The sequence below is a fragment of the Spirillospora sp. NPDC048819 genome, from assembly GCF_040650055.1.
Classification (GTDB): Bacteria; Actinomycetota; Actinomycetes; order Streptosporangiales; family Streptosporangiaceae; genus Spirillospora.
In genome coordinates, this window is sequence record NZ_JBEZGN010000037.1 from 60,700 (window position 1) to 78,725 (window position 18,026).

Genomic DNA, 18,026 nt, shown 5'->3' on the forward strand with positions numbered 1-18,026 from the left:
CGTCCGTCCCTCCGAGTGAAGGTTCAGTCGCAGTGCCAAAACGAGGCCGCCCCGCGGACCCGGCCGCCGATGACCGGCGGGCTCCCAAGGCCGCGCGGTTGCGCTCCATCCGCTTCAAGGTCGTCCTCATGGTCACCGTGTCGGTGGTCTCGCTCGGCGCGCTGTGGGCGTTCGCCGCGAGCATCGCGCTCGGGGAGGGCCTCAACCTCCGGCACGTCAAGACCGTCCAGGACCACTACGGGTACCCGTCCGGCGCGCTCGGCAGCGCGCTGCAGGCCGAGCGGCGGCTGTCGCTGGTCTACCTCGGCGGCGGCGCGGAGGGCGACCGGGCCGCGATGGAGTCCGGCCGGCTGGTCACCGACCGGCAGGCCGACCTGTTCCGCCGGCTGGCGAAGGACGAGGGCGCCCGCGCCGCCGCGCCCGACGGCACCCGCAGGCTCGCCGACCGGATCCTCACCGAGCTGGACGGACTGGACGCCCGGCGCCGCGCCATCGACGCCGGCAAGACCGGCCGGAGCCGCGCGTTCGCCGACTACACCGCCCTGCTCGCCGACGTCGGATCACTGCAGGGCTCGCTCGCCACGCTGGACAACTCGCAGGTCGCCAAGGACGCCCGCAACGAGGCGGCGCTGGCCCGCGCCCGCGAGGCCCTCGCGCAGGAGGACGCCCTCCTCGCCGGCGCCCTCGCCGCCGGGCGGATGACGCCCGGCGAGCACGCCCGGTTCGTCCAGCTCGTCGGGACGCAGCGCGCCCTCTACGAGTTCGCGGCGTCCGAGCTGCGCTCCGCCGACCAGGCGTACTACCGGCGCGTCGTCGGGATGCCCGAGTACGGCCGGCTCCGGGCGCTGGAGGACCGCTTCGTCGAGTCCGCCCGCCTGGTCAAGTCCGCGAAGGGCTCCGGCGTGCTGTGGAAGACGACCGCGGACTCCAACCTGACCCGGCTGCGCGGCCTGGAGCTGGCGGTGTCGGCGGGCGCCGAGAAACGCGCCGAGCCGATCTCCGACGGCATCATCACCCGCGTCGTCGTCGCCGGCGTCCTCGGGCTCGTCGCGGTCGTCGCCTCGCTGGTCATCGCGGTGTGGGTCGCCCGTTCCATCATCCGGGAGCTGGCGCGGCTGCGCCGCGAGGCGATCGACCTGGCCGACGTCCGGCTGCCCGGCGTTATCCGGCGGCTGCGCCGCGGCGAGGAGGTCGACGTGGCCGCCGAGGCGCCGCCGCTGTCGTTCGGCACCCGCGAGATCGCCCAGGTCGGCGACGCGTTCAACGCCGCAAGGCGGACCGCCATCCAGGGCGCGGTCGAGGAGGCCGTGCTCCGCCGCAACGTCAGCGACGTGTTCGTCAACCTCGCCCGGCGCAGCCAGACGCTGCTGCACCGCCAGCTCAAGCTGCTGGACTCGATGGAACGACGCATCGAGACGCCCGACGACCTCGAGGACCTGTTCCGCGTCGACCACCTCGCCACCCGCATGCGGCGGCACGCCGAGGGCCTGATCATCCTGTCCGGGCAGGCGCCGGGACGCGGCTGGCGCAGCCCGGTCGCGATCGTGGACGTCGCCCGCGCCGCCGCGTCCGAGGTCGAGGACTACACCCGGGTCAACGTCACGCCGATGGCGCGGGCCGCGATCGTCGGGCCCGCCGTCGCCGACGTCATCCACCTGCTCGCCGAGCTGATCGAGAACGCCACCGCGTTCTCGCCGCCGCACACCACCGTCCAGGTGCACGGGCAGTCCGTCTCGCACGGCTTCACCCTGGAGATCGAGGACCGCGGGCTCAGCATGGACGAGCTGAACCTCGCCGCCGCCAACGAGCGGCTCGCCACCGCCGCCGAGTTCGACCTGTCCGACAGCACGCAGCTCGGCCTGTTCGTCGTCGCCCGGCTCGCCCGCCGGCACGGCATCAAGGTCACGCTGCGGACGTCCCCGTACGGCGGGATGACCGCGATCGTGCTGCTGCCCGAAGACCTCGTCGCCCCCGACGACGGCGAACCGGGGCACGCCGCACCGGCGCTCGCCACCCGCCGCGCCGAGGACGCGCTCGTCCCCGTCGGCACGGTCGTCGGCGGGCGGCACGCCCTCCAGGCCGCCCCGCCCGCCCAGCCCGTGCAGCCCGCCCAGCTCGCGGAACCCCCGCAATCGGCGCCGTCCGCCCAGTCCGCCCCCGAGCCGAGGGTCCCGCGCTCGCCCCGGGAGGTCCGGCGGCGCTCCGCCGGCGGACCCGGCCCGGCCCCGCGGCCGGCGCTGCCCAAGCGCGTCCGGCAGGAGAACATGGCGTCCCAGCTGCGCGACGCGCCCCCCGCGCCACCGCCTCCCGCCGAGCCGCGCGCCGGCCGCACACCCGAGGAACTCCGGTCGATGATGTCGTCCATCCAGCAGGGCGTGCGGCGCGGCCGCGCCGAGGCCCTCGACAACGACGAGGACACGTGACGGGCCATGACGGGTCCTGGCAGCCAGTGGCTCGATGACGAGGCCGGGCCGATCGTCCGTTCGTACGCGCTGACCCGCGGCCGGGCCAGGCCCGCGACCGGCGAGGCGTTCGACATGATCACGATGGTGTCGACCGTGGCGCAGCCCCGGTCGGGCTCGCCGGGCATCGGACCCGAGCACCTCGACATCCTGGAGATGTGCGTGCGGCCGCAGCCGGTGGCGGAGATCGCCGCGCGGCTGCGGCTTCCGCTCGTCGTCGTCCGCGTGCTGCTCGGCGATCTGCTGCACCACCGGCTCATCGTCGCCACCCGTCCCCAACCGGAGAGCGGCACGCTCTCCAAGGAACATCTGCTGAGGGAAGTGCTCGATGGTCTCCAAGCCCTCTGAAGTAGCGGGGCCCGCCGAGGACGAGGAATCGGTCCCGGCGGCCCCCGTCGCGGTGAAGATCCTTGTCGCCGGGGGATTCGGGGTCGGCAAGACGACGCTCGTCGGCGCCGTCAGCGAGATCCGGCCCCTGCAGACCGAGGAACTGCTCACCGACCGGGGCGTCGGCGTCGACGACACCGACGGCGTCGAGCAGAAGACCACCACCACCGTCGCGATGGACTTCGGCCGCATCACGATCCGCGACGGGCTGGTGCTGTACCTGTTCGGCACCCCCGGCCAGGACCGCTTCTGGTTCATGTGGGACGAGCTGTCGTTCGGCGCGCTCGGCGCCGTCGTCCTCGCCGACACGCGCCGCCTCGCCGACTGCTTCCCCGCCGTCGACTACTTCGAGAACCGCGGCCTGCCGTTCGTCATCGGCGTCAACTGCTTCGACGACGGCTACGACTACACGGCCGAGGAGATCCGGGAGGCGCTCGACGTCGGCCGCGGCGCGCCCGTCGTCCTCTGCGACGTCCGTGAACGCGCGTCCGGCAAGGAGGTCCTGACCACCCTGGTGAAGCACCTCCTGGCCGTGCACCAGGAGCAGAACAGGGAGAACGTGTCGGCGCTGTAGGCTGCCGCCGATCGGGGGATCTAGGCGCGGACCCCCGGCTGCAGCCGTGGGGGTAAGCCCTTCGGTCGAATCTTTGAGCGGTAGATAGGCTACTGCCGTATTTTGCTGCGGGTGGCTGTGACGTTGCGCTCGAACGGCAACATCGCGTGCCAGTGGGCCTTCCATGTGGTGTGGTGCCCGAAGTACCGGCGCCGTGTGCTCGGCGGGCGGATCGAGGCGCGGCTGGAAGAGCTGATCCGCGAGGTGATCGACGAGAAGGGGGCATGGCTGGTGGAGATGGAGGTCATGCCCGACCACGTTCACCTGCTGGTGGAGGTCGACCCTCAGTTCGGGATCCACCGGTTGGTGAAGGCCATCAAGGGCCGCTCGTCTGGTGTCCTGCGCCAGGAGTTCCCGGACCAACTCCTACTTCGTGGCCACCGTCGGCGGGGCGCCCTTGGAGGTCGTCAAGCGCTACGTCGAGAACCAGAAGAACCGGTGAGGGATCGTGCTGACCGGACGTAGATACCGCCTGGACTTCACGCCTGAGCAGGCCGAGTTCGCCGAGCGGATCGGCGGCGCGTGCCGGTCGGTGTGGAACACCGCCCTGGAACAGCGCCGCGAGTACCGGCGGCGTGGGGCGTGGATGAACTACGTCCCGCAGGCCGCTGAGCTGGCCGAGGCCAAGAAGGAGCACACCTGGCTCAAAGACGTTCCAGGTCACTGCCTCCAGCAGGCCCTCATGGACCTCGACAGGGCGTGCCGCGCGCACGGCACGTGGAAGGTGCGCTGGCGGTCCAAGTCCCGATGGTCCCCCTCGTTCCGGTTCCCTGAGGGCGGCAAGGTCGGGGTCGAACGGCTGGGACGCAAATGGGGCCGGGTGAAGCTGCCGAAGATCGGCTGGGTCCGGTTCCGCTGGTCCCGGCCACTCGGCGGCGAGATCAAGTCGGTGACCCTGAGCCGCAAGGGCTCCCAGTGGTACATCTCCTTCCTCGTGGACGACCAGGCCGTCACGCCCGGACGGCACGCGATGCCGAACACGGCGCTCGGCATCGACCGAGGCGTCGCCGTGGCAGCCACCACAAGCGACGGCGACTTCCACGACCGCCGGTTCGTCACTGAGGGCGAGAAGATCCGGTATCGGCAGCTGCAGCAGAAGCTGGCCCGCAGCAGGAAGGGCACCGCGAACCGGCGCAAGACCATCGCGGCGATGAACCGGATCATGGGCCGGGTCACCGACCGGCGCGGCGACTTCTGCGCCTGGACAGCGAATCGCATCACCAGCCGGAACGCCGTGGTGGTGCTCGAAGACCTCAAGACCAAGAACATGACGGCCCGCGCCGCCGGTACCCTCGCGCAGCCGGGTAAGCAGGTCGCGCAGAAGCAAGGACTGAACCGGGCCATCCTCGACAAGGGCTGGCACCGCCTGGAACTCGCTCTCACCAACGCGGCCCGGTACACCGGCACGGCCGTGGTGAAGGTCAATCCCGCCTACACCTCGCGGCGCTGCCACGCCTGTGGGTTGGTCACCGAAGGCAACCGTGAGAGCCAAGCGGTCTTCGTGTGCAAGAACCCCGGATGCGGCCACGCAGACCACGCGGATGTGAACGCGGCACGCAACATCCTCAACGCCGCAGGGCATGCGGTGCCAGCCTGTGGAGACCTCGCCGTCGGGCGGTCGGTGAAGCAGGAACCAGCGGCCCCGCGAGGGACACCGCACCAACCGGCCCCCGAGCTGGAAGGAATCCCCCGGCTTTAGCCGTGGGGAGGAAGTCAAATGCACAGGACACGGGCGCGGCTGTCGGACGACCGCGAGATCGTCTACTACGACGAGGCGCCGGGCCGGACGCCCGTCCCCGACCCGCGCGGGCTGCCGCCGGTCGAACCGGTCTGCGAGGTCCGCCGCGACCCGCTGACCGGCGACCACGTCACCATCACCGCGCACCGCAACAGCCGGACGTTCCTGCCGCCCGCCGACCAGTGCCCGCTGTGCCCGGGCGGCCCCGCCTCGGAGATCCCCGACCCGTCCTACGACGTCGTGGTGTTCGAGAACCGCTTCCCGTCCTTCGACGCCCGCACACCGCCCGTCCCGCCCATGATCGACGGCGTGGAGCGGGCGCGCGGTGACGGGCGCTGCGAGGTCGTGTGCTTCACCGACGACCACTCCGCGTCGATGCCGGCGCTGCCGGTCTCCCGCTTCCGCACCGTCATCGACGCGTGGGCGGACCGCACCGCCGAACTGTCCGCGCTCCCCGGCGTCCGGCAGGTCTTCGTCTTCGAGAACCGCGGCGTCGAGATCGGCGTGACCCTGCACCATCCGCACGGGCAGATCTACGCCTACCCGTTCGTCACGCCCCGCACCGAGCGCATGCTCGCCCAGGCCGCCGCGCACCGCGACCTGTTCGGCGACGTGCTGAAGGCCGAGGCGGCGGGCGGCCGCGTCGTCCTCGCCGGCGAGCACTGGACGGCCTACGTCCCCGCCGCCGCCCGCTGGCCCGTCGAAGTGCACCTCATGCCGCACCGGCACGTCCCCGACCTCGCCGCCCTGGACTCCGCCGAACGCGCCGAACTGGCCGTCCTCTACCGCGACCTGCTGCGCCGCTGCGACGCCCTCTACGACGACCCGCTGCCGTACGTCGCCGGCTGGCACCAGGCACCCGCCGGCGACGGCCGCGAACTCGTCCGCCTGCACCTGGAGCTGTTCTCCGTCCGCCGCGCCCCCGGCAAGATCAAGTACCTGGCGGGCTCGGAGTCGGGCATGGCGGCCTGGATCAACGACGTCCGGCCGGAGGACATGGCCGCCCGCCTCCGCGAGGTCACCGGCGCCTGAACGTCACTGGCGGCGGAGCGTCCGGGTGATCCCGGCCGCGATCGTCGTCGCGAGCACCCACCCGGTGATGATCAGCGTGTAGGCGAGCCACTGGTGCCCGCCGGTCGGCTTGAACGCCTTCTCCTGCCCGAAGTCGATGATGGGCAGCATCAGGTCGAGCGTGTAGAACAGCGCGTTGAACGGCGGATGCTCATCCGCCTTCAGCGGCTCCGGATGACGCACCCCGAACACCGTCGTGCCGGCGGCCAGCAGCCCGGCCAGCCATCCCGCCGCCCACACCGGCCGGAAACCGTACCCGACCGTCACGTCCTGCAGGTAGCCCCACAGCCGCGCGTACCACGGACGCGTCGACCGGTGCCGGCGCTGCTTGGCGAGCTGCACGTTCCGCGCCGCCCGGTCGTCCCCGGCCTGCAGGTAGGCGGCGGCGAGCTGCTCGTACGCGTGCGGGACGTAGCCTTCCGCGTCCCGCTCCAGCATCGCGATCCGGACCTTCGCGGGGAGCCGCGGGGTGAGCAGGCCGTAGGTCAGGCCGTCCAGCCACACCTCGCCGCCGAACGCGCCGGGCGGGACGTGCAGAAGACCGAAACGGCCGCGGAGCAGGTTCACCGCACCGTCGACCCGCCCCTCCCGGAACCACACCTCCCCGATCGCGGAACTCGTCGCCCGCAACGCGCACCCGCCGGGCGCGGACAGCCGCGCCTCCGTGAAGACGAGCAGCCCCGGGATCGTCGCGCCGCGCACGCTGACCTCCCCCTCGAACCGCGCCCGCGTCGCGTTCACGTCAGAGCCGACAGTCAGGTTCTCGCCGTCGAGGACCCGCCCGCCCGGGTTGCGCAGGACGGCGCCCTCCAGGTTCACCGTGCCGGCCACCGACGCACCGTTCATCCGGACCTCCCCGCGCGCCACGAGGCCCGGACACCAGATGTCGTCCTCGAGAACGGAATGGTTGAGGTGCAGGATCTCCTCTTCGTGCACGCCCTCCCTCCCGAGCCGCGCCCGCTCCATGAAGAGGACACCGGACAACCGTGCCCCGCCGAGCCGCACCGGCCCCGGCACACGGCAGTCGGTGAGGCGCAGCACCCCGTCCACGCGCAGCGTCGCCGCGTCGAGCCCCGGCAGGTAGGACTCGCTCAGGTTCACCTGCCGGGCACGCGCCCCGTACAGGACGGGCGTCTCCTCGAAGCGGCACCCCCGCAGCCCGACCGGATGCTCGATCGTCGCGTACTGCAGGTTCAGCACCCCGGTGATGCGCGCCCCCACCACCCGCAACGCCGCGATCTCGCCGTCCACCGGCGGGCTCAGCAGCAGCTTGCGCAGCACCCAGGCCCGCACCGTCCGGTCGGCGCCCCACGCGTCCCCGTTCTCGGGGTCGTCCGCGCCGTCCCGGAGGTCGACCGGCGTCCCGGTGGGGAACGCCCGCCAGACCCGCCGCTCGACGGGCGTCAGATCGATCGGCTCCACGATCAAGGAACCTAGTCCAAACCCACCCGTTCCTCGACGTACCGGACGCCTCCCGGCGGGGTCATATCAGCACCCGGACGCGGAGTTCTGTCACACCTCGACCGAGTTTCCGCGACTGCATGGAACGATCTCCGCCGGGTGCCTTACTCTCCCTCGCATGCCGGAAAGCGTGCTGGCGGACCTGCTGGCGCACGGAGCGTTCGACAGCGTCGCCGCCACCGCCGAGGGGCCGCCGCTGGCCTTCGCCTCCCAGGCCGGGCCCGGCGCGAACGCCGGCCAGGCATGGGACCCGGCGACGGGCCTCGCGCTCGGCGCGCCGATCCCCGACTTCCCCGCCGAACGCGCCGAATGGGCCTTCGGCGCCCCCACCGGTTCCCCCATCGTCACCTGGACGCACCGCGACCGCGTCCACGTCCACCACCTGGAAACGGGCCACGAACTGTCCCTGGACGGCCAGCCCGAACTCCTCGGCCTCGCCGTCCACACCGGCCGCGGAGCCGTCGTCGCCGTCTTCGGCCCCGCCAACGACGCCGAAGTCATCGTCTGGGACGCCCTCACCGGCGACCGCCTGACCGAGTTCCCCCTCTGGCTCGGCCACCAGACCGCCATCGACCGCTGGATCCTGCACGCCACACCCTCCACCGGCCCCCTCATCGGCCTGCCCGGCGACTCCGCCGTCACCCTCCTGGACGTGGAACGCGGCGACGAGATCACCACACTCCCGCCCCGCGCGGTCCTGGCCCCGTCCCCGGACGGGCTGGTCCTCGTCCAGCCGACCCCCTCCGCTCTGCACGTCCGCGGCCTCGACGGCGGCCGGCTCGCCGACCTGACGACTCCGTCCCCGTGCGACCAGATCGCGGCGACCCTGGCCGAAGGCCGCCTCCTCGTGGCCGCCGCCCTGGAGAACGACCCCGGAACCGTCCTGGCCTGGGATACCACGACCGCGGAACCGTCCCACCGCATAAAGACCCCGGCCCCCATCAACGACCTGGCCCTGACTCCGGACGGCACCCTCCTGACAGCCACCGACGAAGGCCTCCACACAACCCACCTATGCACCTAGGCAACGTCCCCCGTCCGGGCACCCGCGAGGCCCGCCCCGTTCTGTACCTGGACGTGGACGGCGTCCTCAACCCCGAGGCGCCGACCGGACGCTTCACCGAGCACACTGTCGGCCGCCTCACCGTTCGTATCGTCGCCGACCACGGCGCCTGGCTCCGCGACCTTTCAACCCACTACGACCTGGTCTGGGCGACCACGTGGGAGGAACACGCCAACCAGTACATAGGTCCCTTGCTCGGCCTGCCCCCACTGCCGCATGTGGCCTTCTCCACCTACACCCCTCACCCCGGCGATCCGCACACCCCGCTCCTGCAGATCCCGCGCATGCGCAAATGGGCGCCGATCCTCCGCCATGCGGACGGCCGTCCCTTCGCCTGGTTGGACGACGTCATCCCGTGGACCATCCGGCGCCAAGCCCTCCCGCACCGCCGCGCCATCCGCCTGATCCGGGTCGAACCGGCACAGGGCCTGACCCGCCGCCACGTGAACAGCCTCGACCGCTGGGCCGCCCACCTGTCCCGCCGCACTCGACGCGGGGCCCCGCCATGACGGCGCCGCCGACCACCAGGGCGGCGCGCCGGTCGCTCGTGCACGCGCTGGGGTGGGTGTTATAGGACGTGTTGGGCGAAGCGTGACAGGGTGAGGTCGAGGGCGGCTGGGCCGGGCATGGCCCACAGGTCGTCGTTGAAGATCTCCACTTCGATCGGGCCGGTGTAGCCGGTGGCGTCGACGGCCGCGCGGAAGCGGCGCAGGTCGACGCAGCCGTCGCCGAGCATGCCGCGTCCGGTGAGGGCGCCCTCGGGGAGCGGGGTCACCCAGTCGGCGACCTGGAAGAGGGCCAGCCGGCCCTCCTCGCCCGCGCGGGCGATGCCGTCCCAGGCGTCCGGGTCCCACCACAGGTGATAGGTGTCGATCATGACCCCGACCTGGGCGGACGGGTGCGGTGCCGCGATGTCCAGCGCCTGACGCAGGGTGGAGACCACGCAGCGGTCGGAGCAGTACATCGGGTGGAGCGGCTCGATCGCGAGCTGGACGCCGTGCTCGCCGGCGTACGGCGCGAGTTCGGCTATGGCGTCGGCGACGCGGGCGCGGGCGCCGTCGAGGTCGCGGGACCCGTCCGGCAGCCCGCCGCTGACCAGGCACAGGACGGGTGCGCCCAGCGCTGTGGCCTCCTCGATGGCGCGGCGGTTGTCGTCCAGGGCATCGTGCTCCTGGAAGAAGCCGCCCCGGCATAGGGACGTGACCGTCAAACCGTGGTCCTGGACGAGCTTGGCCGTGCGGGTCAGGCCGTACTCGGCCACGGGCTCCCGCCACAGGCCGACGCCCGTGACTCCGGCCGAGGCGCAGCCGGCGGCGAGGTCGGGCAGGGGCCAGTGCCGGGTCGTCCACTGGTTGAGGCTGAACCTCATCGGACGGCTCCTTGGACGGTCAGCCATGCGCGCATCCGGTTCGCGGCAAGGTCGGGGTCGGGGTAGAGGCCGGCGGCGTCGGCGAGCTGGAAGAGGCGCACCATGTGCGGGACGGAACGTGCGTTCTCCAGCCCCCCGACCATGCGGAAGTGCCGCTGATGGCCGGTCAGCCAGGCCAGGAACACCACACCGGTCTTGTAGTAGAAGGTCGGTGCCTCGAACAGGTGACGAGCGAGCGGCACCGTCGGCGCGAATATCTCCTCGTAGGACGCGGTGTCGTTGTCATCGAGCGCCCGCAGGGCGGCTGCGGCGGCGGGGGCGATGGGGTCGAAGACGCCGAGCAGCGCGTCGCTGTGCCCTTCGGCGTCGCCCTTGATGAGTTCCGGGTAGTTGAAGTCGTCGCCGGTGTAGAGCCTGACGCCGGACGGCAGCCGGCGGCGGAAGGCGATCTCCCGCTCGCCGTCCAGCAGCGAGATCTTGACGCCGTCGATCCGGGACGCGTGGCCGGCGATCAGGTCGAGGAGCGCGTCGGCGGCGACGTCGAGGTCGGGTGAGCCCCAGTAACCGTCGAGGGCCGGGTCGAACATCGGCCCCAGCCAGTGCAGCACGGCCGGTCGTCCGACCTGGGACAGCAGGCGCCCGTACACGGAGGCGTAGTCGTCGGGGCCGCGTGCGGCGGCGGCCAGGTGGCGGCTCGCCATCAGGACGGGGACGGCGCCGGCCGACTCGACCACCGCGAGCTGCTCTTCGTAGGCGGCGACGATCTCCTCCGGCGAGGCCGGTCCCGGGGGCAGATGGTCGGTGCCGGCGCCGCAGACGATCCGGCCGCCGGTTGAAAGCGCTTCCCGGCCGCTGCGCGCAATGAGCTCGCGGGTCGTCGACCAGTTCAGGCCCATGCCGCGCTGCGCCGTGTCCATCGCCTCCGCGACGCCGAGCCCGTACGACCACAGGTGGCGGCGGAACGCCAGCGTGGCGTCCCAGTCGAGCGAGTCGCCGGCCGGATCCGGTACGACATGCGCGGCGGCGTAGGCCACTCGCGACGTGCTCGGCCCCGGCGGAGGCGGGTAGGTGCGCGGCTCGCCCATCGTGTGCGGGGCGGCCAGGCCCGGGAGTTCGATCTTCATCGGGTCAGCTCCGGAATCTCCAGCCGGCGGCCCTCACGCCACGCCCGCAGCCCCAGCTCGGCGAGCTGCACACCGCGCGCCCCCGCGTAGAAGTCCCACGGGAACGCCTCATCGTCGGCCACGTGCCGCAGGAACATCTCCCACTGCGCCTTGAACCCGTTCTCGAACTCGCCGTTGTCCGGGATCTCCTGCCACTGCGACCGGAAGTCCTCGGTGGCGGGCAGATCGGGATTCCACACCGGTTTCGGCGTCATCGACCGGTGCTGGACACGGCAGCGCCGCAGCCCCGCGACCGCGGACCCCTCCGTCCCGTCCACCTGGAACTCCACCAGCTCGTCGCGGAACACCCGCGTCGCCCACGACGAGTTGATCTGCGCGACGATCCCGCCGTCCAGCTCGAAGATCCCGTAGGCGGCGTCGTCGGCGGTGGCCGCGTACGGCTTGCCGTCCTCGTCCACCCGCTCGGGGATGTGCGTCGCCCCGAGCGCCTGGACCGACCGCACCGGCGCGATCACGCCGTCCAGCACGTAGCGCCAGTGGCAGAACATGTCGAGGATGATCCCGCCGCCGTCCTCCGCCCGATAGTTCCAGCTCGGACGCTGCGCCTCCTGCCAGCCGCCCTCGAACACCCAGTACCCGAACTCGCCGCGCACCGACAGGATCCGCCCGAAGAAACCGCCGTCCACCAGGCGTTTCAGCTTGAGCAGCCCCGGCAGGAACAGCTTGTCCTGGACGACGCCGTGCTTCACGCCCGCCTCCTCGGCGAGCCGCGCCAGGGCCAGCGCGCCGTCCAGGTCTTCGGCCAGCGGCTTCTCGGTGTAGACGTGCTTGCCCGCCGCGACCGCCGCGCGGATCGCCGCGGCCCGCGCGCCGGTGACCTGCGCGTCGAAGTAGACGTCGGTCTCCGGACGCGCGAGCGCCTCGGCCAGGTCGGTCGTCCAGGCGGTGAGGCCGTGCCGTCCGGCGAGGTCGCGCAGCTTGGCCTCACTGCGTCCGACGAGCACGGGTTCGGGCCACAGCACGGTGCCGTCGGCCGTGCGCACCCCGCCCTGCTCCCGGATCGCGAGGATCGAGCGGAGGAGATGCTGGCGATATCCCATCCGGCCGGTGACGCCGTTCATGATGATCCCGATGGACCTGCGTGCCATCCCGTTCCTTCCCAGCCTGTCGTGTATCCCGTGGTCGGGAAAGCGCGTTCAGAAAGCGCTTTCTGATGTACCGTAGGAAGCGTCGCACGCGCGGTCAAGAGGGTCTCTCCGCAGGACCCGCCGCGCAGGCCGGCGTCGAGGGAGCGTGATGACGGAAGCGGCGGAGGAACCGCGGGCCGCCGACCGGGCCTACGTGACGCTGCAGGACGTCGCGCGGGACGCCGGCGTCTCGCTCGCCACCGCGTCCCGCGTCCTCAACGGAACCGCGCAGGTCCGGGCCGACCTGCGCGAGCGGGTGCTCGCCGCCTCGGCCAGGCTCAGCTACACCCCCAACGCGCACGCGCAGGCGCTGGCCAGCGCGTCCAGCACGTCCGTCGGCGTGATCTGCCACGACGTCAGCGACCCCTACTTCGCCGGCGTCGCCCGCGGCGTGATGCACACCGCCGCCGAGCACGGCATGCTCGTGATGCTCGCCAGCACGTTCCGCGACCCGGCGCGCGAGATCGAGTACGTGGCGATGCTGCGCGCCCAGCGTGCCCGCGCGATCCTGCTCATCGGCTCCGGCTTCGAGGACCGCGACTGGGAGCGTTCGATGGCCGCCGAACTCGACCCCTACGAGCGCACCGGCGGCCGTGTCGCCGTCCTCAGCCGGCACCGCAGCCTCAAGGTCGACGCCGTCCTGCCGCAGAACAGGGAGGGCGCCGCCGACCTCGCCCGCGCGCTGCTCGACCTCGGGCACCGCGACTTCGGCGTGCTGACCGGCCCGCGCGCCCTCACCACCGTCTCCGACCGCCTCGCCGGCTTCACCGGCGCCCTCGCGGACGCGGGCGTCGGCGTCCCCGCCGAACACATTGTCGAGGCCGCCTTCACCCGCGACGGCGGCTACGCGGCCGCGACCGAACTGCTTCGCGCCAGAACCCATCCGACCTGCGTGTTCGCGGTCACCGACGTGATGGCGGTCGGCGCGCTCGCCGCGTTCCGCGACAACGGCGTCTCCGTGCCGGGCGACATCTCCCTCGCCGGCTTCGACGACATCCCGATCGTCCGCGACCTGACCCCGCCCCTCACCACCGTCGCGCTCCCGCTCCGCGAGATGGGCGAGCGGGTGATGGGCCTCGCCCTCCGCGAACCCGCCGCCCACCGCAGCCTCATCGATCGCGTCGCCGGCGAAGTCGTGCTGCGCGCCAGCACCGCCCCACCCCGCTGACCCGCGGCGCGCCCGCCGTCCCCCCGTCCAGGACGCCGCCGGGCGCGCCGCCCCCCAAAAACGAAGAACCCGCCCGGAGATCCGGACGGGCCCTCATCTATGGCCGTTCAGCGCGCGGCGAGATCGTCCTCTTTCGCCTCGGCCTCCGCGGGACGCTCGGAGTCCGAATCCGCCGGCCGCTCGGGCCACGCGACGATCTTGGTGCGACGAGGGTTCGCCAGAGGGTTGCTCATCGTTAGTGCCGTCCTCCTGTTCGGGCCGAATGAACAGATGTTCCCGATGACCTGCCCACTTTCGCAAAATGGTCTAGACCGCAAGCTCACGGGGCCATGGAATCTGTGTCGCCCCGCCCCCTGTTCCCTGGCACTCTCTCTGCCATGGACGTAGCCGAGTTGACCCGCCTCCAGGACCAGGGCACCCGCCTGAAATTCCTGTTCTTCTGGGGCCAGACTCCCGGACCCGGCTACCTGAGCCAATGGTGGCCGTCCCCCTTCACCGTGGACGGGGTGACCTACGCCACTGCCGAGCACTACATGATGGCCGAAAAGGCCCGCCTCTTCGGCGACGGCGAAACGGCGTCCGCCATCATCTCCGCCCCTCACCCCGGCCGCGCGAAAGACATCGGCCGCCGCGTCCGGAACTTCGACGAGCAAACGTGGCGGGACCACCGAGTCGCCATAGTCACGAGAGGCAGCGAAGCGAAGTTCGCCCAGAACAAAGACCTGTGCGACTACCTCCTCGGCACCCGCGACCGCATCCTCGTAGAAGCAAGTCCGCTCGATCGCATCTGGGGCATCGGCCTGGCCGCCGACGACCCCCGCGCCGAAGACGTGACCGCCTGGCCAGGACAAAACCTCCTGGGCTTCGCCCTGATGACCGCCCGCGACACCCTGGCCCGCTAACGGATGCACATTACGTCCGGGGTAATCGATCTGCGCCGCCCCGCAATGGGACGGTCGGCGGTATGGAACGCGCAATGGAAACGGCGGCGAGCGGCCGCGTCGTCTGGGGAGCACTGGCCCTCGCCGCGCCGGGCCTCAACGTGAAGCTGGCGGGGATGGGCCACCGGGACACCCCCGAGCTCAGATACATGATCCGGATCTTCGGAAGCCGGGCCGTCGCACTCGGCGCCGGGTACCTTCTCAGCGATCCGGCCGCCCGCCGGCGCTGGCGGCGCCTCTGCCTGCTGGTGGACGCCTGCGACACCGCCGCCGGCCTCGTCCACCTGATCCGCGGCGACGTCCCACGCGGCGCCGCGGCCGGCCTGACGGCGATAACCGGCACCTACGCGGCCCTGGACCTCCTGGCCGTCCAAGCCGAAGACCCGGCCACCTGACCTGGCCGCAGACGTCCCCCAACTCGATGTCAGCAGGGGACGTCTCAGGCCCGCTCAAAGGCGAGGTCGAAGTCCTTCCGCCAGGTCTCGCCCCGGTCCTCGGACGCCTCCCAGCGCCCGCGGATCCGGTCATTCTCGACGTCGGCGATGAAACGCTGGTGGAAGTCCGGGTCCTCACGGGTCATCGTCCAATGCCCGCCGCCGAAGGTCATGGCGAACTGGCGGCATACGCCGCGGTCGTCCTGGTAGAGCGCGACGTAGGCGTCGTTCGGGTCGCTGCGTCCGATGACGAGGCCCATCTCGGAGTGCTCTTGCTCGCCTCCGCCGAAGTGCGACCGCACGACCAGCAGCGACTCCCCGAGCCACTCGATGGTGGTCGTGCCCGGCACCTCGGTGCCCGGCGGTTCGAGGAACCAGGCGTCCGACATCGTCATCGTCCACTCGCCGACGAGCCCGCCGAGCTTCGCGAGTTCGGTATTGCGCATGGTTCCTCCGATCGCTACGACCTGCGCGACGGTACCCGGGCGGATGTGGTGCCGCAATGAACCACACGCCGGACCTCAGGTGCCGTTCTCGACCTGAGGAACTCCCGGCCTCGTCCATCGGATCCGGGCAGGTCAGACGAGTGGTCACGGGGGTGGAGCGTAGACGCTGTCCAGGTAGCGGACGGTGTGTTCGGTGGTCTCCTGGAGGTCGATGAGAGGGCGCCGCAGGTAGCGGCGCGGGCCGGAGCGCCAGCAGAAGTGCTCGGGGTGCACCCAAACGTTGAGGCCAGGGAGCATCACAACGGACATGCCGTCCTCGCCGGTGTTGCGCGTCCCTTCGAAGCCGCGCCGGGTGACGTCCGCGCGCAGTCGAAGACGGAGACGACGAGCTGCGTTGACTTCCTCCTCTCCCTGAAGGGAGAGGATTCCTACGGCTCGCGCCGTGGGTGTTTCTGCTTCGCGGCCGATTGCGGAAGGGAGGGCCCTTGCCGTCTGACATCAGCTCCACAGACCTCGCCGGGGTCGCCCCTGGCTACGGCTCGACCAGCCGCAAGGATGTTCTTGGCCGCGTTGTGGTCCCGGTCGTGCCGGGTGCGGCAGCCCGGGCACGTCCAGTGCCGGGTCGACAGGCTCAACTCCGCGAGCAAGTGCCCGCAGTACGAGCAGGTCTTGGACGAGGGATACCACCGGTCGATCACGATCAGGGTGCGCCCGGCGCGTGCGGCCTTGTACTCCAGCATGCGCCGGAACTCGCCCCACCCGCAGTCGGAGATCGCGCGGGCGAGCCTGCGGTTGCGGACCATGTTGGCGACCGCGAGGTCCTCGATCACGATCACGTCCGCGTCCCGGACGAGGCTGGTGCTGGTGCGGTGCAGGAAATCGGCACGGGCGTTGCGGACTTTGCGGTGGGCTCCGGCGACCTTGGTTTTGGCCTTGCGGCGGTTGGCCGAACCCCGCTGGCAGCGGGCCATGCGCCGCTGGTACCGGGCCAGGTTGCGGGCCTTGCGCTCCAGGTGGCGGGGGTTGGCGATGCGGTTCCCGTCGGAGGTCACCGCGAAGTCCTTGATGCCCAGGTCGATGCCGATGGCGTGTCCGGCGGCCGGCGGCGGCTCAGGCTCGCCGGTGCCGGTGTCGACGGCGAAGGTGACGTACCAGCGGCCGTCCGGCTCCCGCGAGATCACCACCATCGTCGGGTTCAGCGCGGCCAGATCCACCTCGTCAAACGACCACACGAACGCCAGCGGCGCGGTGGTCTTGGCCATCCGCAACTGGCCGTCGCGCATGCGGAACGCCGAGCGGGTGTAGTGCGCGGACTGCCGGGATGTGCGGGTTTTGAAGCGCGGGTGGCGGGCGCGTCCGGCGAAGAAGTGGGCGAACGCGGCGTGCTGGTGCCGCAGCGCCTGCTGCAGCGGGACCGAGTAGACCTCGTTCAGGAACGCCAGCTCCGGGGTCTTCTTCCACCCGGTCAGCGCGGCATCGGTCTCCCGGTAGGAGGTCCGTTTGCGGTCGATGTGGAAGGCGCGACGGCGTTCGGCGAGGGTCTTGTTCCACACCAGGCGGACGCAGCCGAACGTGCGGCCGAAGAGGGCCGCCTGCTCGGGGTCGGGGTACGCTCGGCACTTGTACGCCGTCCGCATGACCACAACTTTACACACCGATTGTGTGCACATGAGGACTCTCGGTAATCCAAGGGTTCGGTTTTCAGGACCGTCCCGGCTGCGCCGGGCCGCTCCTGATGGAGTCCGGATTCCTCTCCGGCCTGAAGGCCGAAGCATCCTCCGGAGGATCAGGTGACGGGACGGTCCGCGCCCAGAACCATAACTCGGGCGCGGTGGGCGGACGGTCGCCTGGAGCGGCCCTGCCGTGGCGGAGCGCGTTGGTGGCGATCTCGGACACGGCGAGTTCCCCGTCACGCAGGGCATAGAACGCCGAGCCGCGGCCCGGATGGAGCGGCAGAAGGCGTGGCTCGAACGAGAGGAGCCGGCGCGGCTCTGGGCGATCTTGGACGAGGCGACGCTCGGTCGCGTCATCGGCGGTCCGGAGGTCATGCGTGACCAATACCGCCAGATCACCGAGCTGGCGGCCTTGCCGAACGTGATGTTCCAGGTCATGCCGGTTGCCGCTGGCGCGCATCCCGGTGTGATCGGCACCTTCACCATCATGGGCTTCCCCGAGCGGTTCACGCCGGATGTCGTGTATGTCGAGAACATGACGAGTGCTCTGTACATTGAGGACGACGAGGAGGTGCACACCTACTCCCTGGCGTTCGAGCAGATGCAGGCGATGGCTCTGAGTCCCGAGGACTCGCTGGTCATGCTCAAGCGCGTGGCAGGGCGATGACCGCAAGGAGGAGGCGGATGGCCAACTTTGATCTTGGTCGGGTCGTCTTTCGTAAGAGCAGCCACAGTGATGGCGGCAACGGCTGTGTAGAAGCCGGCACTCTCGGCTCCCGACGTTTCGTCCGGGACTCCAAGGACCCGGAGGGTGGCGTCCTGGCCCTGGAGCGGGACATGTGGTCTGCCCTGATGTCTCAGATCAAGCGGGGCGTGTACGACCTCTGAT

Annotated in this window: 20 protein-coding genes and 1 pseudogene; 13 read left to right on the forward strand and 8 right to left on the reverse strand. The window is 71.3% G+C overall.

Features of this window, described 5'->3' with window-relative positions; translation table 11 throughout:
- The first annotated feature begins 32 nt into the window (after positions 1 to 32).
- The 6 genes and pseudogenes from AB0C35_RS36220 to galT all read left to right on the forward strand — a co-directional run bounded on the left by AB0C35_RS36220 (position 33) and on the right by galT (position 6,232).
- Positions 33 to 2,423 (forward strand): nitrate- and nitrite sensing domain-containing protein, encoded by a 2,391-nt coding sequence (locus tag AB0C35_RS36220; protein WP_358466248.1) that lies wholly within the window; start codon positions 33 to 35, stop codon positions 2,421 to 2,423.
- Positions 2,424 to 2,429: 6 nt separating this feature from the next.
- Positions 2,430 to 2,810 carry a DUF742 domain-containing protein gene (locus tag AB0C35_RS36225; protein ID WP_358466250.1) on the forward strand — a complete coding sequence of 127 codons (381 nt, stop codon included), beginning with the start codon at positions 2,430 to 2,432 and terminating at the stop codon, positions 2,808 to 2,810.
- On the forward strand, positions 2,791 to 3,423 hold the full coding sequence (locus AB0C35_RS36230; protein ID WP_358466252.1) for an ATP/GTP-binding protein: 633 nt from the start codon (positions 2,791 to 2,793) through the stop codon (positions 3,421 to 3,423). The genes AB0C35_RS36225 and AB0C35_RS36230 overlap by 20 nt, the downstream gene beginning before the upstream one ends.
- Positions 3,424 to 3,534: 111 nt before the next feature.
- Positions 3,535 to 3,904: pseudogene (gene tnpA, locus AB0C35_RS36235) on the forward strand (IS200/IS605 family transposase).
- Positions 3,905 to 3,910: 6 nt separating this feature from the next.
- Positions 3,911 to 5,161: a transposase gene (locus tag AB0C35_RS36240; RefSeq protein WP_358466254.1), complete on the forward strand. Its 1,251-nt coding sequence runs from the start codon at positions 3,911 to 3,913 to the stop codon at positions 5,159 to 5,161.
- Positions 5,162 to 5,179: 18 nt separating this feature from the next.
- Positions 5,180 to 6,232: a galactose-1-phosphate uridylyltransferase gene (gene galT / locus AB0C35_RS36245; RefSeq protein ID WP_358466256.1), complete on the forward strand. Its 1,053-nt coding sequence runs from the start codon at positions 5,180 to 5,182 to the stop codon at positions 6,230 to 6,232.
- A 3-nt stretch (positions 6,233 to 6,235) separates the two neighbouring features.
- On the opposite strand, the gene AB0C35_RS36250 is transcribed toward galT, so the two are convergent.
- Positions 6,236 to 7,693, reverse strand: a complete 1,458-nt coding sequence (locus tag AB0C35_RS36250) for a hypothetical protein (RefSeq protein ID WP_358466258.1) — start codon at positions 7,691 to 7,693, stop codon at positions 6,236 to 6,238.
- A 157-nt stretch (positions 7,694 to 7,850) separates the two neighbouring features.
- On the opposite strand from AB0C35_RS36250, the gene AB0C35_RS36255 reads away from it, so the two are divergent.
- Together AB0C35_RS36255 and AB0C35_RS36260 are read left to right on the forward strand one after the other, a co-directional pair.
- Entirely contained in the window at positions 7,851 to 8,756 is a 906-nt protein-coding gene (locus AB0C35_RS36255) for a hypothetical protein (protein WP_358466260.1), read from the forward strand.
- Positions 8,747 to 9,304 (forward strand): HAD domain-containing protein, encoded by a 558-nt coding sequence (locus tag AB0C35_RS36260; RefSeq protein WP_358466262.1) that lies wholly within the window; start codon positions 8,747 to 8,749, stop codon positions 9,302 to 9,304. The genes AB0C35_RS36255 and AB0C35_RS36260 overlap by 10 nt, the downstream gene beginning before the upstream one ends.
- A 59-nt stretch (positions 9,305 to 9,363) precedes the next feature.
- Here AB0C35_RS36260 and AB0C35_RS36265 read toward each other — a convergent pair whose 3' ends face one another.
- From AB0C35_RS36265 to AB0C35_RS36275, 3 genes are read right to left on the reverse strand one after another with little or no spacing between them, the layout of a single operon-like run.
- Positions 9,364 to 10,164 carry a sugar phosphate isomerase/epimerase family protein gene (locus AB0C35_RS36265; protein ID WP_358466264.1) on the reverse strand — a complete coding sequence of 267 codons (801 nt, stop codon included), beginning with the start codon at positions 10,162 to 10,164 and terminating at the stop codon, positions 9,364 to 9,366.
- Positions 10,161 to 11,288 carry a dihydrodipicolinate synthase family protein gene (locus AB0C35_RS36270; RefSeq protein WP_358466266.1) on the reverse strand — a complete coding sequence of 376 codons (1,128 nt, stop codon included), beginning with the start codon at positions 11,286 to 11,288 and terminating at the stop codon, positions 10,161 to 10,163. The genes AB0C35_RS36265 and AB0C35_RS36270 overlap by 4 nt, the downstream gene beginning before the upstream one ends.
- A complete protein-coding gene (locus tag AB0C35_RS36275; protein WP_358466268.1) occupies positions 11,285 to 12,436 on the reverse strand; it encodes a Gfo/Idh/MocA family oxidoreductase in 1,152 nt (383 codons plus the stop codon). The genes AB0C35_RS36270 and AB0C35_RS36275 overlap by 4 nt, the downstream gene beginning before the upstream one ends.
- A gap of 148 nt (positions 12,437 to 12,584) precedes the next feature.
- Here AB0C35_RS36275 and AB0C35_RS36280 point away from each other — a divergent pair, with 148 nt between their 5' ends.
- A complete protein-coding gene (locus AB0C35_RS36280; RefSeq protein ID WP_358466270.1) occupies positions 12,585 to 13,643 on the forward strand; it encodes a LacI family DNA-binding transcriptional regulator in 1,059 nt (352 codons plus the stop codon).
- Positions 13,644 to 13,750: 107 nt separating this feature from the next.
- On the opposite strand, the gene AB0C35_RS36285 is transcribed toward AB0C35_RS36280, so the two are convergent.
- A complete protein-coding gene (locus AB0C35_RS36285; protein WP_358466272.1) occupies positions 13,751 to 13,876 on the reverse strand; it encodes a hypothetical protein in 126 nt (41 codons plus the stop codon).
- Between the two features lie 144 nt (positions 13,877 to 14,020).
- On the opposite strand from AB0C35_RS36285, the gene AB0C35_RS36290 reads away from it, so the two are divergent.
- Positions 14,021 to 14,545: an NADAR family protein gene (locus tag AB0C35_RS36290; RefSeq protein ID WP_358466274.1), complete on the forward strand. Its 525-nt coding sequence runs from the start codon at positions 14,021 to 14,023 to the stop codon at positions 14,543 to 14,545.
- Between the two features lie 62 nt (positions 14,546 to 14,607).
- Positions 14,608 to 14,979, forward strand: a complete 372-nt coding sequence (locus tag AB0C35_RS36295; protein ID WP_358466275.1) for a hypothetical protein — start codon at positions 14,608 to 14,610, stop codon at positions 14,977 to 14,979.
- Positions 14,980 to 15,023: 44 nt separating this feature from the next.
- Here the strand turns inward: AB0C35_RS36295 and AB0C35_RS36300 are convergent, their stop codons facing one another.
- The 3 genes from AB0C35_RS36300 to AB0C35_RS36310 all read right to left on the reverse strand — a co-directional run bounded on the left by AB0C35_RS36300 (position 15,024) and on the right by AB0C35_RS36310 (position 17,101).
- Positions 15,024 to 15,464 carry a hypothetical protein gene (locus AB0C35_RS36300; protein ID WP_358466277.1) on the reverse strand — a complete coding sequence of 147 codons (441 nt, stop codon included), beginning with the start codon at positions 15,462 to 15,464 and terminating at the stop codon, positions 15,024 to 15,026.
- Positions 15,465 to 15,608: 144 nt separating this feature from the next.
- Complete coding sequence (locus AB0C35_RS36305) at positions 15,609 to 15,773, reverse strand: hypothetical protein (RefSeq protein WP_358466279.1); 165 nt, start codon at positions 15,771 to 15,773, stop codon at positions 15,609 to 15,611.
- Positions 15,774 to 15,892: 119 nt separating this feature from the next.
- Positions 15,893 to 17,101 carry an RNA-guided endonuclease TnpB family protein gene (locus AB0C35_RS36310; protein WP_358466281.1) on the reverse strand — a complete coding sequence of 403 codons (1,209 nt, stop codon included), beginning with the start codon at positions 17,099 to 17,101 and terminating at the stop codon, positions 15,893 to 15,895.
- Positions 17,102 to 17,327: 226 nt separating this feature from the next.
- Here AB0C35_RS36310 and AB0C35_RS36315 point away from each other — a divergent pair, with 226 nt between their 5' ends.
- Both AB0C35_RS36315 and AB0C35_RS36320 read left to right on the forward strand, forming a co-directional pair.
- The gene (locus tag AB0C35_RS36315) at positions 17,328 to 17,804 is read left to right on the forward strand and encodes a DUF5753 domain-containing protein (protein ID WP_358466283.1); all 477 of its coding nucleotides are present in this window, start codon (positions 17,328 to 17,330) and stop codon (positions 17,802 to 17,804) included.
- 17 nt (positions 17,805 to 17,821) lie between these two features.
- Complete coding sequence (locus AB0C35_RS36320) at positions 17,822 to 18,025, forward strand: DUF397 domain-containing protein (protein WP_358466285.1); 204 nt, start codon at positions 17,822 to 17,824, stop codon at positions 18,023 to 18,025.
- Position 18,026: the final 1 nt, after the last annotated feature.